Source organism: Priestia sp. TRM10 (assembly GCF_057808375.1).
On sequence record NZ_JBJZOT010000013.1, the window covers coordinates 152656 to 169516 of the forward strand.

Here is a 16861-nt window from a genome sequence, read left to right on the forward strand (position 1 = left end):
TTCCTTTCTGTTTATTTTCATCGCCATTTTATATTAAAGGATGTTGAGACATGAATCAGTTTATAAAAATTCGTCGTGATCTACATAAAATCCCTGAGCTTGGCTTTCAAGAATTTAAAACGCAGCGCTACTTACTGACGTATTTGCAAACTCTTCCAGGTGAAAGGGTCGAAATCAAACCTTGGAAAACAGGGCTTTTCGTACGTGTTAAAGGATCAAATCCGTCAAAAACGATTGGATACAGAGCAGATATTGATGGGTTACCAATTACAGAAGAAACCAATCTACCATTTTCTTCAGAACATGAAGGAAATATGCATGCATGCGGACATGACTTTCATATGAGCATTGGTTTGGGTCTTCTTACATATGTTGTTGAAAATCCAATTGAGGATAATATGGTATTTATTTTTCAACCAGCAGAGGAAGGACCAGGTGGGGCGGAGCCAATGCTAAAGAGCGAAGAAATGCGAGAATGGAAACCAGATATTATTCTTGCTCTTCATATCGCTCCTGAATATCCTGTTGGAACGGTTGCAACGAAACCAGGCCTTTTGTTTGCTAACACGTCAGAGCTTTTTATTGATTTAAAGGGACGCGGCGGACATGCTGCATATCCACATCTTACAAATGATATGGTTGTTGCCTCTTGTTCTTTAGTAACACAGTTGCAGAGCATTGTCGCGCGTAATGTAGATCCACTAGATAGTGCAGTTATTACTGTTGGTAAAATTACAGGTGGTACAGTTCAAAACGTAATTGCAGAAAATGCGCGTATCGAAGGAACAATTCGTACTCTTTCACCAGAAGCAATGCAAAAGGTAAAACACCGAATTGAAGCTATTGTAAAAGGTATAGAAACTGGCTATGAGTGCAAAGCAACAATCGATTACGGAGCGATGTATCATCAAGTATATAATGATGAAAACCTTGCAAAAGAATTTATGGATTTCATTCAAAAAGATGAAGAAATGTCCCTTGTTCACTGCAAGGAAGCAATGACAGGAGAAGATTTTGGTTATATGTTAAAAGAAATTCCTGGAGTTATGTTTTGGCTTGGTGTTGATTCAGAAAATGGCCTTCATCATTCAAAGCTTCTGCCAAATGAGGAGGCAATTGAAAAAGCCATTTCTCTTCTATCCCGCTACGTAACTTATAAAGGAAAGAGAAAAAACTAAAATATTGGAATAACTTTCCCCTCTTAAGGAAATAGTACGTGTATGTAGGAGGTGGAAAGTGATGGCAAGAATTGGTGTTGAAAATGGCTTAACAGATGTGGCAGAAGCCCTAAGACAGCAAGGACATGAAGTTGTAGAGCTTCATAATGAAAACGATGCAAACGGCTGTGACTGCTGTGTTGTCACAGGAAGCGAATCAAACGTGATGGGAATTATGGATACAACAACAAAAAACCCAATCCTTACGGCATCAGGATATACAGCTGATGAGCTTTGTCAGCAAGTAAGCCAACATATTAACCAACAATAATCATCAAACAAAAAAGACGTCTTGAAGACGTCTTTTTTGTTAATTAATAGGAAGATGTTTCTGTTCCTTCTTGGTTTTTGTGAATATAAACCTGGTGTGGAAAAGGAATTTCAATATTATGTTCGTCAAACGCTTCTTTAATTTCTTTACGAAGCTGACGTTCAACACCCCATTGTTCCATATTTTCTGTTTTAGCAATAACGCGTAGCACTACATCAGAGGCTCCTAAACCTTGAACTCCTATAACATTAGGGCCTTCAACAACAAGGGGGTTAGAAGCGGCTACACGGTCACATACAGCTTGCATAATTTCCATTGCATGATCAATGTTATCATCATAAGAAATTCCGATATCAACCAACGCACGCATATTTCCTCGAGAATGATTACTAACGCTTGTAATTTCACGGTTTGGCACATAGTTTAGCGTACCGTCAAAGCTTCTAATTTGTGTTGTACGAAGTCCAACAGATTCAACAATTCCATCAAAGCTTCCAACTGTTACATAATCATTCACATCAATTTGTTTCTCTAACAGTAAGAAGAAACCAGTCACAACGTCACTGACAAGCCCCTGAGCTCCAAATCCAATGGCAAGTCCAACAACACCTGCTCCAGCGATTAAGCTTGCAATTGGTAAACCAAAAATACCAAATAGCGTGGCAACAAGCATAAATATTAAAACATAGGAAAAAATATTTTCGGCTAGCTTATGTAAAGTTAAGGACCGGCCTTCTGAAATATTTCTACGCTTTGCAACTTCTTGAAAAGCTTTGTTCATAACGCGACTACCGATAGCTCTTACGATATAAAAGGCAATCAACAGCCCAATAACCTTAAGGGCAATGAGTCCTGCATTAACTAAAAGTCCTTCCCAATCAAACTGATTTACATCAAACAATAAAATCATCCTTTCTCGTCCAAACAGTAGGGGACACAGCATTTACTTCTTAACCTTTTCCCTCATTTGTCCATGATAAACTACTAAGTAGAATTGTCAACGAAAGTTTCATGCATAATAAGTATGAAAAGAATCAATCATATTATTGGAAAGTTAGGGTAGGGTTGTATTAAAATAAAGAGAGAGAAGCTAAGCTTGTTTCATATGGACAAGCTCATTAAAATCGTCAGTTATTTAAATTTATTTTAAAATAGTATTAACTATTAATAGTTGACTGGTGACCCTGTCTACTCTATAATTGAACTTGTTGAAAAGAGATGTAAATGAGAATAACTTCTATGTATTCTCATTTAACTATATTGTTGGAGGGATTATTAATGGCAGAACGCATGGTAGGTAAACAAGCACCACGTTTCGAAATGGAAGCAGTACTAGCTAACAAAGAATTTGGTAAAGTAAGTCTTGAAGAAAACATGAAAAATGACAAATGGACAGTATTGTTTTTCTATCCAATGGACTTTACTTTCGTTTGTCCAACAGAAATTACGGCTTTATCTGATCGCTACGATGAGTTTGAAGACCTTGATGCGGAAGTGATAGGGGTTTCTACAGATACAATCCATACACACTTAGCGTGGATTAACACAGATCGCAAAGATAACGGTCTTGGAGATCTTAACTATCCATTAGCTGCTGATACAAACCACCAAGTTTCTCGTGACTATGGTGTGTTAATTGAAGAAGAAGGTGTAGCACTTCGCGGTCTATTCATCATCAACCCTGAAGGTGAATTACAATATGCGGTTGTTAACCACAACAACATTGGTCGTGACGTTGATGAAACACTTCGTGTTCTTCAAGCACTTCAAACTGGTGGTCTTTGCCCAGCAAACTGGAAACCAGGTCAAAAAACTCTTTAATTTATACATGATGACATGGAGGTCTAACAGAGCGTTAGACCTCTTTCTAAACTTAATTTGCAAGTGAACTGCTTGTTAATAGGGAGGAAATAAACGATGAAATTACGTGCTCCAATGCCTGAACTCGAAGGTGCAACAACTTGGTTAAATGGACAAGTTTCAAAAGAAGATTTAGTTGGTGAAAAACCAACACTTATTCACTTTTGGTCCATCAGCTGTCATCTGTGCAAAGAAGCAATGCCAAAAGTAAATGAGTTTCGCGATGAATATAAAGATCAGCTTAACGTTGTTGCTGTACATATGCCTCGTTCTGAAGATGATCTTAACGTTGAACAAATCGAAAAAGTAGCTAAAGAACATGAAATTACGCAGCCTATTTTTGTAGACAGCGAGCATAAGCTAACAGATTCGTTTGAAAATCAATATGTTCCAGCATACTATGTTTTCGATAAAACAGGTCAGCTTCGTCATTTCCAAGCAGGTGGAAGTGGCATGAAGATGCTTGAAAAACGCGTAAACCGCGTGCTTGGCGAAACAGAAAAAAGTGAATAATAAAAAAAGTGTCCATATTGGACGCTTTTTTTTTGAAGATTCCTTCTTTGCTTTCTAATCTATTTTCCCTTATAGTAAATAAGCATAGGCTAAATTTATATGAGAAACATCGGTACATAATGGAGGTTGTCAAAATGAAAAAAGAATTTGCCGTTATTGGACTTGGGCGCTTTGGAGGAAGCATTTGTAAAACATTAAGTGACCAAGGAATGGAAGTTCTAGCAATTGACATTGATGAAGACAAAGTAAACGAATATGCCAACATTGCTGCACATGCTGTTATTGGAGATTCTCTAGATGAGAATGTCTTAAAAAGTTTAGGAATTCGTAATTTTGGAAATGTCATAGTGGCAATTGGAGATAACATTCAAGCAAGTATTTTAACAACACTCATTTTAAAGGAGCTTGGTGTAGAGCATATTACGGTAAAAGCACAAAACGAATATCATGAAAAAGTGCTTTCTAAAATTGGCGCAGACCGAATCGTGCATCCTGAGCGAGACATGGGAAGAAGAATTGCCAATAGCCTTATGTCAAACACTGTTCTTGATTACTTAGAGCTGTCAGAAGAACATAGTATTGTAGAACTTGTAGCAGGCCAGAAGATAGATGGAAACTCTTTAATTGATTTAGACATCCGTGCCAAGTACGGAATTAACATTGTCGCTATCAAGCGCAACCATGACATCATTGTATCTCCTCAAGCATCTGAAACAATTCGTCAAGGAGACATTTTAATTGTTATTGGAGCTGATGTGGATATTAATCGTTTTGAAAACCGTCTTGTTAGTGATTAATAAAAAAAGACCCTGGACATCCAGGGTCTTTTTTTATTACACTTCCATAATAATTGGTAAAATCATTGGACGACGTTTTGTTTTCTCATATAAGAAAGGAGAAAGCGTGTCCGTAATTTCATTTTTAATTTCAGACCATTGTGTTGTACGGCGCTCCATTACTTTGCTAAGGTGCTTTGTGATAAGTGACTGAGCATCGTTAATGAGATCTCCAGATTCACGCATATATACAAATCCTCTTGAAATAATATCAGGGCCTGCTGCAATTTGGAATTCTTTCATATTAATGCTTACAACGACAATAACAAGGCCTTCTTCAGATAGGATGCGGCGATCACGTAAAACGATATTTCCAATGTCGCCAACACCATTTCCGTCAATATATACAGAGCCAGATGGTACTTTTCCTGCAACAGATGCTTCGTTTTCACTTAGTGCAAGTACTTCACCATTGTCCATGATAAAGCAGTTTTCAGCTTCTACACCGCAGTCTTGAGCAAGTTTGTTATGCATGCGTTGCATTCTAAACTCCCCGTGAATTGGCATAAAGAACTTTGGTTTAATTAAGCGAAGCATAAGTTTTTGTTCTTCTTGTCCACCGTGTCCTGATGTATGAATATCGCTGAATGGTCCGTGAATAACTTCAGCACCTGCTCTGAAAAGCTTATCGATAATACGGCTTACGCTAATCGCATTTCCCGGGATTGGTGAAGAAGAGAAAACAACAGTATCTCCAGGGATAATTTGAATCTGACGATGAGTACCGCTAGCGATTCTAGAAAGAGCTGCCATTGGTTCTCCCTGGCTTCCTGTACAAAGAATGGTTACTTTGTTTGCAGGTAAGCGATTAATTTGATTTGGTTCAATAAACGTATCTTTAGGGCAGCTAATATAGCCTAAATCTTGACCAATTTGAATGGCTGCTTCCATGCTTCGGCCGAATACAGCAATTTTACGATTGTGCTGAACAGCTGCTTCCGTTACTTGCTGAAGACGATGAATATTTGAGGCAAATGTAGCAAATATAATACGTCCGTCAACTTTACGGAAGATATCATGAATGCTCTCTCCTACGCGACGTTCAGACATTGTGAAGTTAGGGACCTCACTATTTGTACTGTCAGAAAGTAAGCAAAGAACTCCGTCTTTTCCGATTTCAGCCATCTTAGTTAAGTTTGCTGGCTCACCTACAGGAGTAAAATCAAATTTAAAATCGCCTGTGTGAACAATTTGGCCGTTCGGTGTTTTAATAACAATTCCATAAGAATCTGGAATACTGTGTGTTGTGCGGAAGAACGTTACAGACGTTTTACGGAATTTAATAACGTCATCTTCATGAATTTCATGAAGTTTTGCACGGCGAAGTAAACCATGTTCTTCAAGTTTATTGCGAATAAGACCTAGAGCAAGTTTTCCGCCGTAGATTGGAACATTAAGCTCTCTTAATAAGTATGGAATTCCTCCAATATGGTCTTCATGACCATGAGTGATAAAAACTCCACGGATTTTATCTGCGTTTTTAATTAAGTAGGTATAGTCAGGAATAACATAATCAATTCCTAATAATTCATCTTCTGGAAATTTAATTCCAGCATCAACAACGATAATTTCGTCTTGGAATTGAATGCAATAGGTGTTTTTCCCGATTTCACCTAGTCCGCCTAAAGCGAACACTGCTGTTTGATTGTTTTTTACAAATTTCATTTCTATCATAACTCCAATACTTTAAAATCTTCGTTCTGTTGTTCATATTCTAGATGTGCACCTTCAATACGTTGGATAAATTCGATGTTTATATTATGATCTTTGAGCTTATAGCGTACGTCGCGCTCAGAATCACCTTCTACATAAACAGTTTGTGTTTTCTCACGTACAGGTACTTCATAACGATCTTGCTGGTGATACACTTTGAAAATCATTGTTTCATCTCTCCTTAATTCCGTAATTCAAATCATTTTTTTATTATAATATTATAAAATCCGCTAATATCTAATGTTTTTTCTAACTGAAAATACATTATAGCAGAATGGGAAGCATCTTTATTAGGTATAGCTATAGTATCTATCAAAGAACTTTATAATTATGTATACCCCTATCGCAGGGAAATCAAAAGGCTATTATAGCTCATTTTCTGGTATGAAAAGCTTGATATATCGCTAGGGCGTTCTAGAAAAAGCAATACTCAAAGCTTCTGTGAATGTATTGATCCGTACTGAAGGGAACGTATACCCTTACTTACATAAAGTTTCTCTGTGTCTATATTTTAGTTGTCTTTTGACGTGAAGTCAATCTATCGTGTAAAGCGTTTTAATAATTATAGTAAAAATGCGACTTCTTCGAAGAAGTCGCAGCTGTAAAATAAAAAAAATTAGGCAATGGTTTTCTGACGCCACATGTCGTTCCATTGGCGTACAAGGCGTTTCTTCAGTCGTTTTAGCAAGATGATTCAACTCCTTATGACAAAAATGTTTATTTCTATTATATGCAAGGTTGTCCGGTTTCTCGCATGGTTGATCTTGGGAATTTATTATTTTAGCAACATTGGAGAACTCAATCTCATTTTGTTTGAGAAAGGGCGTTTTGTTATACTGAAAGAGACATATCTAATGTGAGAAGCTAGAAGAAGCATAAGGTAAATCATATACTAAGGGAGCAAGGTGATGAATGAATGAGTAAGAAAATTATCTTCTTTGATATTGACGGAACTTTACTTGACCATGAGAAAAATTTGCCACAGACAACTAAAAGCGCTGTGCAAAGTCTGAAAGATAAAGGGTACATAGTTGCTATTGCAACAGGAAGAGCGCCATTTATGTTTAAAGAATTAAGAGAAGAGTTAGAGATTGATTCTTATATAAGCTTCAATGGTCAATACATTGTATTAAACGGTGAAGTTTTCTATAAGAATCCTCTTCAACGTGAAGCGCTAGGTCAACTGACAGACAAAGCTCTTAGCTTAGAACATCCTGTCGTATATATGGATCATGACGATATGAAAGCAAATACTCCTCATCACCAATATATTGAGGATAGTATAAGCACATTAAAATTCTCCCATCCACAGCATGACCCCGACTATTTTTTAACGCGTGAGATTTACCAAGCTCTTTTATTTTGTGAAGTTGGAGAAGAAAAACAGTATGAAGAAGAGTTTGATGCTTTTAAATTTGTACGTTGGCATCCTGTTTCAACAGATATTTTACCAAGCGGAGCTTCAAAAGCGAAAGGGATTGAGCGAGTAATTGAAGCTCTTAAAGTTTCCAAAGAAGATGTTTACGCATTTGGTGATGGATTAAATGATATTGAAATGCTTGGATACGTAGAGCACGGAGTAGCAATGGGAAATGCGGAGCCAGAGACAAAAGAAGCAGCGCGATATGAAACAAAAGATGTAAGTGAGGATGGAATTTTACACGGCCTGAAGATGATTGGCCTTCTTTAATGAGAAACAGCGCTGAAACGCAGCGCTGTTTTTTTATTCAATAGGCGTTGATCCATCAGGGGCAGTGAATGGCTCTTCCTTATTAATATGGTCATAAAACATGACACCATTTAAATGGTCGATTTCGTGCTGAAACACGACGGCAGGAAGCCCTTTAAGTCGAAGCTTGACCGTTTCTCCATTAATATTTGTTCCTGTTATCGTCACACGCTTGTAACGAGGAACATATCCAGGAATCTCTTCATCAACAGAAAGGCAGCCTTCTCCACCTGAAAGATAAGTCTGCTCAATAGAATGGCTTACAATCTTTGGATTAAACAATGCGTAGCTGTAAAGCTTATCTTTTTCATCTGTCACATGAACAGCGATCATTCGCTTTGGAACGTTAATTTGTGGCGCTGCTAGTCCAATACCAGGACGAAGTCCGTATTTTTCAGCAGTGTCAGGGTTTTGACTATTAATAACGTACTGCAACAGACTTTGTAACGTTTGCTTATCTTCTTCTGAAGCTGGAAGCTGAACTTCTTCAGCAACTTGTCTTAACGTTGGATGTCCGTCTCGAACGATATCATTCATTGTAATCATCTTTCCACACTCCTTTACTCAAGACACTATTATAACATTGACAATTTAATTATGTAACAACTTCCTTTTAAAGCATACATTCAAAATCGATAAAAATGGAGAATGTCGTTTTAGACATCCTCCTTTGTAATTTAATTAACAGAATATAGAAGCTCCAACAATGATTAATAGAATGAATAGAACAACAATTAAAACAAATCCATCGTTTGTTCCACATTCTCCACCATAACTATATCCTTCATAACCACAGCAGTCGTGTCCCCCATAACCGTACATCTTGTTTCCTCCTTTTAAATCCCTTTACCGACTTTTAAAAAAAACCGGATTACTATACATTATGACAAATGCTCTATGTGGTGTAGGTTGCTGCCTATGGAGAGAAAATAAGCTTGCATTTTTAAAAAAATATAAGTATTAAAAAATTTTAAAAAGAAAAGATATCTTAAAAATAGGGATTTTCCTTTTATATAACACGGAGGAAAAAAAGGAAAAAACAACTACGTGAACAATACACAAGAGTACATTTTGTCGCTATAACCTGAATTTTGCCGAGATTACGTTCCGCTGTGTAATGAGCATTGTCTGTTGAATAGACTACTATAATAGTACAGTGAACAATGTTGTATTAGTACAGAAGGACGTGTTTTTTAAAAGAGGAAGTTGGAAATAAAAAGGGTAGAAAATGTTGATGTAAATAGATTGACGAATTCTTTATAGTTGTTGTAAACTAGTCCTCGGAAAGAAAAAATTGTATTACTATTTCTTCAGTAGGAATTAATACAGTTAAACGTTACAACAAAATGTTTGTTTTCATTCTGACGCTGTTTTTGTCAAAAAAATAGGGGAAGAATACATAAAGAATGAGAAGCTAGAAAACAAAATGAGTTCAGCTTGCCTTTTTTGGTTACTCTAAGACAGGAACTATTTTAACACTAGTTTTTTACACTAAATTTGCAAACGTTTAAAACGAAAGGAAGAGGTGACGAGAATGGCTGCCAAAACTAAGAAATCAGTTTTAAATTTTGATAAGCAGCGTGAGGCAATTTCAAAGCAATTTGAAACGCTTCAAATTCTAAATGAGAAGGGCGAAGTTGTGAATGAAGCAGCAATGCCTAATTTAACAGATGAACAATTAGTAGAATTAATGCGTCGTATGGTTTATACACGTATTTTAGATCAACGTTCAATTTCTTTAAACCGTCAAGGACGTTTAGGTTTCTACGCTCCAACTGCTGGACAAGAAGCTTCTCAACTTGCATCTGAATTTGCATTAGAAAAACAAGACTGGATTTTACCTGGATATCGTGATGTTCCACAATTAATCTGGCACGGTCTTCCATTATATCAAGCGTTCTTATTCTCTCGTGGTCACTTTAAAGGTAACCAAATGCCTGAGGATCTTAATGCGCTTTCTCCACAAATCATTATCGGTGCTCAATATATCCAAACAGCAGGTGTTGCTCTTGGACTTAAAAAGCGCGGTAAAGAAGCAGTTGCAATCACTTACACTGGTGATGGCGGAGCTTCACAAGGGGATTTCTACGAAGGTATTAACTTTGCAGGTGCATTCAAAGCTCCAGCAATCTTCGTTGTTCAAAATAACCGTTTCGCAATTTCAACTCCTGTTGAAAAGCAATCTGCAGCAAGCACTGTAGCTCAAAAAGCAGTTGCAGCAGGTATTCCTGGAATTCAAGTAGACGGAATGGATGCTTTAGCAGTATATGCAGCTGTTCGCGAAGCTCGTGAGCGCGCTGTTCGTGGCGAAGGTCCAACATTAATTGAAACACTTTGCTACCGTTATGGTCCACATACAATGGCTGGTGACGATCCAACTCGCTACCGTACAGCTGAGCTTGATTCTGAGTGGGAGCAAAAAGATCCACTAGTTCGTTTCCGTGCGTTCCTAGAAGCTAAAGGCTTATGGAATGAAGAAAAAGAAAACGAAGTAATTGATCAAGCTAAAGAAGACATTAAAGAAGCAATCAAAAAAGCTGATGCTGAACCAAAACAAAAAGTAACAGACTTAATGTCTATCATGTATGATAAAATGCCTTACAATTTAGAGGAACAATATGAAATTTATCAAGAGAAGGAGTCGAAGTAAGACATGGCGCAAATGACAATGATTCAAGCAATCACTGATGCATTACGCACAGAGATGAAAAACGATGAAAACGTCTTAGTATTCGGTGAAGACGTTGGTGTAAACGGTGGGGTTTTCCGTGCGACTGAAGGTCTTCAAAAAGAATTCGGCGAAGATCGTGTATTTGATACACCGCTTGCTGAATCTGGTATCGGCGGTCTTGCGCTTGGCCTTGGTCTAGAAGGATTCCGTCCAGTTCCAGAAATTCAATTCTTCGGTTTCGTATACGAAGTAATGGATTCAATTTCTGGTCAAATGGCTCGTATGCGCTACCGTTCTGGTGGTCGTTGGACTTCTCCAGTTACAATCCGTTCTCCATTCGGTGGTGGAGTACATACGCCTGAACTTCACGCTGATAACTTAGAAGGATTAGTTGCTCAACAACCTGGTCTTAAAGTTGTTATTCCAGCAACTCCATATGATGCAAAAGGACTTTTAATTGCAGCGATCCGCGATAACGATCCTGTTATTTTCCTTGAGCACATGAAATTGTATCGTTCTTTCCGTGCGGAAGTACCTGAAGAAGAATATACAATTGAAATCGGAAAAGCTGATGTTAAACGTGAAGGAACAGACCTTTCTATCATCACTTACGGTGCAATGGTTCACTCTTCATTAAAAGCAGCTGAAGAACTTGAAAAAGAAGGCTACTCTGTAGAGGTTGTTGACCTTCGTACAGTAAGCCCATTAGATATTGACACAATTATTGCTTCTGTTGAGAAAACAGGTCGTGCACTTGTTGTTCAAGAAGCTCAAAAACAAGCAGGTATCGGTGCTAACGTTGTTGCTGAAATCAACGACCGCGCTATCCTTAGCCTTGAAGCGCCTGTACTACGTGTTGCAGCTCCTGATACTGTATTCCCATTCTCAGAAGCTGAAGGTGTTTGGTTACCAAACAACAATGACATCGTAGAAAAAGCAAAAGAAGTTCTTGAATTTTAATTGTTAATAAAGTAAAAAAAGCACAAAATGGCTTTCCTTGACTGCTTCGCGCAGCCAAGGTAGCTGTTGTGCTTATCTATGTACTTTAAATCATAAAACATAATTTCTTACAGGAAGGTGAATGCTCGTGTCATTTGAATTTAAACTTCCAGATATCGGTGAAGGTATCCATGAAGGTGAAATCGTTAAGTGGTTCGTAAAGCCAGGAGACAAAATTAGTGAGGATGATGTACTTGCAGAAGTACAAAACGACAAAGCTGTTGTTGAAATCCCATCTCCAGTAGACGGAACAGTTGAAGAGTTAAAAGTTAGTGAAGGTGAAGTTGCGACAGTTGGTCAAGTTATCGTAACATTTGACGCACCTGGCTACGAAGACTTACAATTTAAAGGTAGCGATAGTGAAAGCTCTTCCAAAGAAGAACCAAAAGAAGAGAAAAAAGAAGAAGTACAAGATGCACCAGCAGCTAGTACTGAAGCAGTAGATACTGATCGCAACGTTATCGCAATGCCATCTGTACGTAAATATGCTCGTGAAAAAGGCATTGACATCCGTCAAGTAGCTGGTAGCGGTAAAAATGGTCGTATTCTAAAAGAAGATATTGATAGCTTTGTATCTGGTGGAGCACAACCTGCTGCACAAACAGAAGAAAAAGCTCCTGAAGCAGCTTCTGCAGCACCAAGTGCACCAGTAGTAGCTCCAGAAGGCGACTTCCCAGAAACTCGCGAGAAAATGAGCGGCATGCGTCGTGCAATCGCAAAAGCAATGGTGAACTCTAAGCATACGGCTCCACACGTTACACTTATGGACGAAGTAGATGTAACAAAACTTGTGGCTCACCGTAAGAAGTTCAAAGCAGTTGCAGCTGAGCAAGGAACAAAATTAACGTTCTTACCTTACGTTGTTAAAGCTTTAACATCTGCTCTTAAGAAGTTCCCAGCTCTTAACACATCTATTGATGATGCAACAGATGAAGTAGTTCAAAAACATTACTACAACATCGGAATCGCAGCTGACACTGAAAAAGGTCTTGTTGTTCCAGTTGTAAAACACGCTGACCGCAAATCTGTTTTCTCTATCTCAGATGAGATCAACAGCCTAGCAACTAAAGCGCGTGAAGGTAAACTTTCTGGTGCAGAAATGAAAGGTGCTTCTTGCACAATCACAAACATCGGTTCAGCTGGTGGACAATGGTTCACTCCAGTTATCAACCATCCTGAAGTAGCTATTTTAGGTATTGGTCGTATTGCTGAGAAACCAGTTGTAGTGGACGGTGAGATTGTTATCGCTCCAGTATTAGCTCTTTCTCTAAGCTTTGACCACCGTATGATTGATGGTGCTACAGCACAAAATGCATTAAATAACATCAAGCGTTTACTTAACGATCCAGAACTATTATTAATGGAGGCGTAATATCATGGTAGTAGGAGATTTCCCGATTGAAACAGATACTATTGTAGTTGGAGCAGGTCCTGGTGGATACGTTGCAGCAATCCGTGCAGCACAATTAGGACAAAAAGTAACAATTATCGAAAAAGCTAATCTTGGTGGAGTATGCTTAAACGTTGGTTGTATTCCTTCAAAAGCTCTTATCACAGCAGGTCACCGTATCGAGCATGCGAAGCATTCTGAAGATATGGGAATCACAGTTGAAAACGTAAAAGTTGACTTCACAAAAGTTCAAGAGTGGAAAGCTGGCGTTGTTAACAAACTAACTGGCGGTGTTGAAGGTCTTCTTAAAGGAAATAAAGTGGATATCGTAAAAGGTGAAGCTTATTTCGTAGATCAAAACACACTTCGAGTTATGGACGAAAACTCTGCGCAAACATATACATTCAAAAATGTAATCATTGCAACAGGTTCTCGCCCAGTTGAAATTCCAGGATTCAAATTCTCTGAGCGCGTAATCAACTCAACAGGAGCTCTTGCTCTTAAAGAAATTCCTAAAAAGCTTGTTGTAATCGGTGGAGGTTACATCGGTACTGAGCTTGGAACTGCTTACGCTAACTTCGGAACAGAAGTAACAATTGTTGAAGCTGCTGATGATATTTTAGCTGGTTTCGAAAAACAAATGACTTCAATCGTTAAACGTGAACTTAAGAAAAAAGGAAACGTTACAGTTCATACAAAAGCTATGGCTAAAGGCGTTGAAGAAACTAAAGACGGCGTAAAAGTAACGTTTGAAGTAGGCGGAAAAGAAGAAACTGTTGAAGCAGACTATGTTCTTGTAACAGTTGGTCGTCGTCCAAATACTGACGAGCTTGGTCTTGAACAACTTGGTATTGAAATGACTGATCGCGGTCTTATCAAAATTGACAAACAATGTCGTACAAACGTCAACAACGTGTACGCAATTGGTGATATTGTTGAAGGACCACCATTAGCACACAAAGCTTCTTATGAAGCAAAAATTGCTGCTGAAGCAATTAGCGGTGAACCTTCTGAGATTGATTATCTTGGAATTCCTGCTGTATGCTTCACAGATCCAGAACTTGCATCTGTTGGTTACACAGAAGCACAAGCAAAAGAAGACGGCATTGAAATCAAAGCAGCGAAATTCCCATTCGCAGCAAATGGACGTGCTCTTTCTCTTAACAGCACAGACGGTTTCTTAAAACTAATCACTCGTAAAGAAGACGGTGTAATTATCGGTGCTCAAATCGCAGGTAGTGGCGCTTCTGATATTATTTCAGAACTTAGCCTTGCAATTGAGTCTGGTATGACAGCTGAAGATGTTGCTTTAACAATTCACGCTCACCCAACTCTTGGAGAGATTACAATGGAAGCAGCTGAAGTTGCTCTTGGTACTCCAATTCATATGCTATAAGATAGATGAAGGAAAATCCCTTAGTCGAATGACTAAGGGATTTTTTTGTATACAATAAGAAAGCTTGCATATATATAGGACAAGGGTTTTGTTGGTGAGAGAGGAGGAGAAGGTTAAGGTGCTGTATCATATTTATATCTTACAATTTTTTATATGGTGTACATTTACATTTGTTGAGCATCTTTCTCACCGAGACCATCTTGGAGCCAAAGCGCTACTCTTCATTGTTTTCGTATACTTGGGATACCTCATTGCTGAAATGTATCTAAAACATAAAAAAAGCGCTTTCTTTCTCACTGCAGTCTCTATGATCACTTTTTTTAGTATGCAAACTTTAGTGTTTTCTTTTTTCTAGGCTGATGTTATGAAAAGAAAAAGGTTTATAAAATTTATTAATGTGTTATACAAATAAGCGTTGACATTTTAAATGTGACATAATATTATAGAAAACAAGAAGATAAAACGTTTTCAAAAATAACCTCAAAAGGCAAAAAGGAGCGCTATAAGATGGGAACAATTATTTGTCAAACATGCAGTGACACAATTGAGTATTTTGATGATGAGAAAGTATCAACGCTTTACGGAACGTGCCAATATTGTGAGGAAAAAGATAAATAGAATAATAGAATAATAAAATAAAAAAGCTCTGCATTTGCAGAGCTTTTTTTATTTTATTGCTTTATGTTCTTTAATGACTCGAAGTGTCTTTAATGTGTGATCCTCAGGTCCTTGAACAGGAAGACCTTCTTCTAGATTTTTCTTAATATATTGGAGGTTTTCTTCCATAATAATTTCTCCAGGAATAAAAATAGGAATCCCTGGTGGATAAATCATGATAAATTCAGCTGTAATACGTCCTGATGACTCTTCAAAAGGAACAACCTCTGTTTCTGCATAAAAAGCATCTCGAGGTGTTAGAGAGAGCACAGGGATGTCTGGTAAGAGCACAGAGATATCTTCAGAGCTTTGGACGTTGTCCTTACGCTCGTTAACAAGTTCTGTTAGTGCTTCTATAAGCGTGTTAATATTCTCTATTGTATCTCCTGGGGTAATAATACAAAGCAAGTTATAAAGATCAGAAAGTTCTACTTCAATATTGAAGCGTTCACGCAACCATTTTTCTGCATCATAGCCTGAAATGCCAAGCTCTTTAATTGAAATAATAAGCTTTGTCGGATCCATATCATACGTTGCTTTCGTGCCAAGGATTTCACGTCCAATACAACGAATATATCCAATTTCATTAATTCTTTTACGTGCTGTCTCAGCAAGGTCAATAGCATACTCTGCAAGCTCTTTTCCTTCTGTCGCAAGTCTTTTACGAGCAACGTCTAATGAAGCAAGTAAAATATAAGATGTTGATGTTGTTGTTAACATGCTCAAGATGGACTGAACACGCTTTGGTGAAACAAGTCCTTCTTTCATATTAAGAATAGAGCTTCCTGTCAAAGATCCGCCTAACTTATGCACACTTGTAGCAGCCATGTCTGCTCCTGCTTGCATAGCTGATAGGGGAAGATCATCATGAAAATGAATGTGCACTCCATGGGCTTCATCAACAAGAACAGGAATTGAGAATGAATGAGCAAGCTCAACAATTCGCTTTAGATCTGCTGCAATTCCAAAATACGTTGGATTAATAACAAGAACAGCTTTTGCATCTGGATGTTGATAAAGTGCTTTTTCTACTGCATCTGTTGTAATGCCGTGTGAAATTCCTAGATCAGGATCAATTTCAGGATGAATAAAAACAGGTGTAGCTCCTGAAAATATAATAGCACTCATAACAGATTTATGAACGTTACGTGGAACTAAAATTTTGTCTCCAGGTCCACAAACAGACATTACCATCGCTATAATGGCTCCGCTTGTACCTTGCACAGAGAAAAATGTATGATCAGCTCCAAAAGCGCGAGCAGCAAGTTCTTGAGCTTCTTGAATCATTCCGCCTGGCTGATGGAGATCATCAAGCGGTGCAATATTAATCAAATCTATAGAAAGGGCATTTTCCCCAATAAACGAGCGAAATTCTTCATCCATTCCACGACCTTTTTTATGACCTGGAATATGAAATTGAATCGGGTCTTTTTTAGCGTGCTCAATAAGACCTGTAAAAAGGGGTGTTTCAAACTGTGAAGACAATATACTAATCCCACCTTAATTATCAAACTTAAAAAACAAATGAATTATAGCACTTATAGAATGGTTTGCAAAGCTCTTTTTCATAGCTTTTCCGTTTTGAAAGGAAAAATAAAAAGAAGTTCTA

Annotated in this window: 17 protein-coding genes; 11 read left to right on the plus strand and 6 right to left on the minus strand. The window is 37.9% G+C overall.

The features are described from left to right. Positions 1-50: 50 nt before the first annotated feature. Together ACK3CR_RS12065 and ACK3CR_RS12070 are read left to right on the plus strand one after the other, a co-directional pair. Positions 51-1178: an N-acetyldiaminopimelate deacetylase gene (locus ACK3CR_RS12065; RefSeq protein WP_328123374.1), complete on the plus strand. Its 1128-nt coding sequence runs from the start codon at positions 51-53 to the stop codon at positions 1176-1178. Positions 1179-1239: 61 nt separating this feature from the next. Next, positions 1240-1488: a YkuS family protein gene (locus ACK3CR_RS12070; RefSeq protein WP_268582550.1), complete on the plus strand. Its 249-nt coding sequence runs from the start codon at positions 1240-1242 to the stop codon at positions 1486-1488. A 43-nt stretch (positions 1489-1531) separates the two neighbouring features. On the opposite strand, the gene ACK3CR_RS12075 is transcribed toward ACK3CR_RS12070, so the two are convergent. Next, positions 1532-2389 carry a mechanosensitive ion channel family protein gene (locus ACK3CR_RS12075; protein WP_243520939.1) on the minus strand — a complete coding sequence of 286 codons (858 nt, stop codon included), beginning with the start codon at positions 2387-2389 and terminating at the stop codon, positions 1532-1534. Positions 2390-2766: 377 nt separating this feature from the next. Here ACK3CR_RS12075 and ahpA point away from each other — a divergent pair, with 377 nt between their 5' ends. From ahpA to ACK3CR_RS12090, 3 genes are all read left to right on the plus strand, one after another. Continuing rightward, on the plus strand, positions 2767-3309 hold the full coding sequence (ahpA, locus tag ACK3CR_RS12080) for a biofilm-specific peroxidase AhpA (RefSeq protein WP_234962136.1): 543 nt from the start codon (positions 2767-2769) through the stop codon (positions 3307-3309). A 96-nt stretch (positions 3310-3405) separates the two neighbouring features. Continuing rightward, positions 3406-3861, plus strand: coding sequence for a TlpA family protein disulfide reductase (locus tag ACK3CR_RS12085; protein ID WP_243513811.1), 456 nt, complete (start codon positions 3406-3408; stop codon positions 3859-3861). 134 nt (positions 3862-3995) lie between these two features. After that, positions 3996-4658 carry a potassium channel family protein gene (locus ACK3CR_RS12090; RefSeq protein WP_488975488.1) on the plus strand — a complete coding sequence of 221 codons (663 nt, stop codon included), beginning with the start codon at positions 3996-3998 and terminating at the stop codon, positions 4656-4658. Positions 4659-4694: 36 nt separating this feature from the next. On the opposite strand, the gene rnjA is transcribed toward ACK3CR_RS12090, so the two are convergent. After that, on the minus strand, positions 4695-6362 hold the full coding sequence (gene rnjA, locus ACK3CR_RS12095; protein WP_243513809.1) for a ribonuclease J1: 1668 nt from the start codon (positions 6360-6362) through the stop codon (positions 4695-4697). A gap of 5 nt (positions 6363-6367) precedes the next feature. Beyond that, complete coding sequence (locus ACK3CR_RS12100; protein WP_061803542.1) at positions 6368-6577, minus strand: DNA-dependent RNA polymerase subunit epsilon; 210 nt, start codon at positions 6575-6577, stop codon at positions 6368-6370. Positions 6578-7326: 749 nt separating this feature from the next. Here ACK3CR_RS12100 and ACK3CR_RS12105 point away from each other — a divergent pair. After that, positions 7327-8100, plus strand: coding sequence for a Cof-type HAD-IIB family hydrolase (locus tag ACK3CR_RS12105; RefSeq protein WP_488975489.1), 774 nt, complete (start codon positions 7327-7329; stop codon positions 8098-8100). A gap of 33 nt (positions 8101-8133) precedes the next feature. Here ACK3CR_RS12105 and def read toward each other — a convergent pair whose 3' ends face one another. Both def and ACK3CR_RS12115 read right to left on the minus strand, forming a co-directional pair. Then, a complete protein-coding gene (gene def / locus ACK3CR_RS12110; RefSeq protein WP_019392992.1) occupies positions 8134-8685 on the minus strand; it encodes a peptide deformylase in 552 nt (183 codons plus the stop codon). Positions 8686-8820: 135 nt separating this feature from the next. Next, on the minus strand, positions 8821-8961 hold the full coding sequence (locus tag ACK3CR_RS12115) for a YjcZ family sporulation protein (RefSeq protein WP_019392993.1): 141 nt from the start codon (positions 8959-8961) through the stop codon (positions 8821-8823). Between the two features lie 712 nt (positions 8962-9673). On the opposite strand from ACK3CR_RS12115, the gene pdhA reads away from it, so the two are divergent. The 5 genes from pdhA to ACK3CR_RS12140 all read left to right on the plus strand — a co-directional run bounded on the left by pdhA (position 9674) and on the right by ACK3CR_RS12140 (position 15213). After that, positions 9674-10789, plus strand: coding sequence for a pyruvate dehydrogenase (acetyl-transferring) E1 component subunit alpha (gene pdhA / locus ACK3CR_RS12120; protein ID WP_061803546.1), 1116 nt, complete (start codon positions 9674-9676; stop codon positions 10787-10789). A 3-nt stretch (positions 10790-10792) separates the two neighbouring features. Continuing rightward, the gene (locus tag ACK3CR_RS12125) at positions 10793-11770 is read left to right on the plus strand and encodes an alpha-ketoacid dehydrogenase subunit beta (RefSeq protein WP_243513804.1); all 978 of its coding nucleotides are present in this window, start codon (positions 10793-10795) and stop codon (positions 11768-11770) included. A gap of 127 nt (positions 11771-11897) precedes the next feature. Further along, on the plus strand, positions 11898-13181 hold the full coding sequence (locus ACK3CR_RS12130; protein WP_243513792.1) for a dihydrolipoamide acetyltransferase family protein: 1284 nt from the start codon (positions 11898-11900) through the stop codon (positions 13179-13181). Between the two features lie 4 nt (positions 13182-13185). Further along, positions 13186-14595 carry a dihydrolipoyl dehydrogenase gene (gene lpdA, locus ACK3CR_RS12135; protein ID WP_243513790.1) on the plus strand — a complete coding sequence of 470 codons (1410 nt, stop codon included), beginning with the start codon at positions 13186-13188 and terminating at the stop codon, positions 14593-14595. A 507-nt stretch (positions 14596-15102) separates the two neighbouring features. Next, a complete protein-coding gene (locus ACK3CR_RS12140) occupies positions 15103-15213 on the plus strand; it encodes a GapA-binding peptide SR1P (RefSeq protein WP_019392999.1) in 111 nt (36 codons plus the stop codon). 48 nt (positions 15214-15261) lie between these two features. Here the strand turns inward: ACK3CR_RS12140 and ACK3CR_RS12145 are convergent, their stop codons facing one another. Then, on the minus strand, positions 15262-16737 hold the full coding sequence (locus tag ACK3CR_RS12145) for an aminotransferase class I/II-fold pyridoxal phosphate-dependent enzyme (protein ID WP_243513785.1): 1476 nt from the start codon (positions 16735-16737) through the stop codon (positions 15262-15264). Positions 16738-16861 lie beyond the last annotated feature (124 nt).

Excerpts from the sequence above, each read along its gene's own strand:
- ACK3CR_RS12065 (WP_328123374.1), top strand. The coding sequence starts at position 51 with ATGAATCAGTTTATAAAAATTCGTCGTGATCTACATAAAATCCCTGAG.
- ACK3CR_RS12070 (WP_268582550.1), top strand. The coding sequence starts at position 1,240 with ATGGCAAGAATTGGTGTTGAAAATGGCTTAACAGATGTGGCAGAAGCC.
- ahpA (WP_234962136.1), top strand. The coding sequence starts at position 2,767 with ATGGCAGAACGCATGGTAGGTAAACAAGCACCACGTTTCGAAATGGAA.
- ACK3CR_RS12085 (WP_243513811.1), top strand. The coding sequence starts at position 3,406 with ATGAAATTACGTGCTCCAATGCCTGAACTCGAAGGTGCAACAACTTGG.
- ACK3CR_RS12090 (WP_488975488.1), top strand. The coding sequence starts at position 3,996 with ATGAAAAAAGAATTTGCCGTTATTGGACTTGGGCGCTTTGGAGGAAGC.
- rnjA (WP_243513809.1), bottom strand. The coding sequence starts at position 6,362 with ATGAAATTTGTAAAAAACAATCAAACAGCAGTGTTCGCTTTAGGCGGA.
- ACK3CR_RS12100 (WP_061803542.1), bottom strand. The coding sequence starts at position 6,577 with ATGATTTTCAAAGTGTATCACCAGCAAGATCGTTATGAAGTACCTGTA.
- ACK3CR_RS12105 (WP_488975489.1), top strand. The coding sequence starts at position 7,327 with ATGAGTAAGAAAATTATCTTCTTTGATATTGACGGAACTTTACTTGAC.
- def (WP_019392992.1), bottom strand. The coding sequence starts at position 8,685 with ATGATTACAATGAATGATATCGTTCGAGACGGACATCCAACGTTAAGA.
- ACK3CR_RS12115 (WP_019392993.1), bottom strand. The coding sequence starts at position 8,961 with ATGTACGGTTATGGGGGACACGACTGCTGTGGTTATGAAGGATATAGT.
- pdhA (WP_061803546.1), top strand. The coding sequence starts at position 9,674 with ATGGCTGCCAAAACTAAGAAATCAGTTTTAAATTTTGATAAGCAGCGT.
- ACK3CR_RS12125 (WP_243513804.1), top strand. The coding sequence starts at position 10,793 with ATGGCGCAAATGACAATGATTCAAGCAATCACTGATGCATTACGCACA.
- lpdA (WP_243513790.1), top strand. The coding sequence starts at position 13,186 with ATGGTAGTAGGAGATTTCCCGATTGAAACAGATACTATTGTAGTTGGA.
- ACK3CR_RS12140 (WP_019392999.1), top strand. The coding sequence starts at position 15,103 with ATGGGAACAATTATTTGTCAAACATGCAGTGACACAATTGAGTATTTT.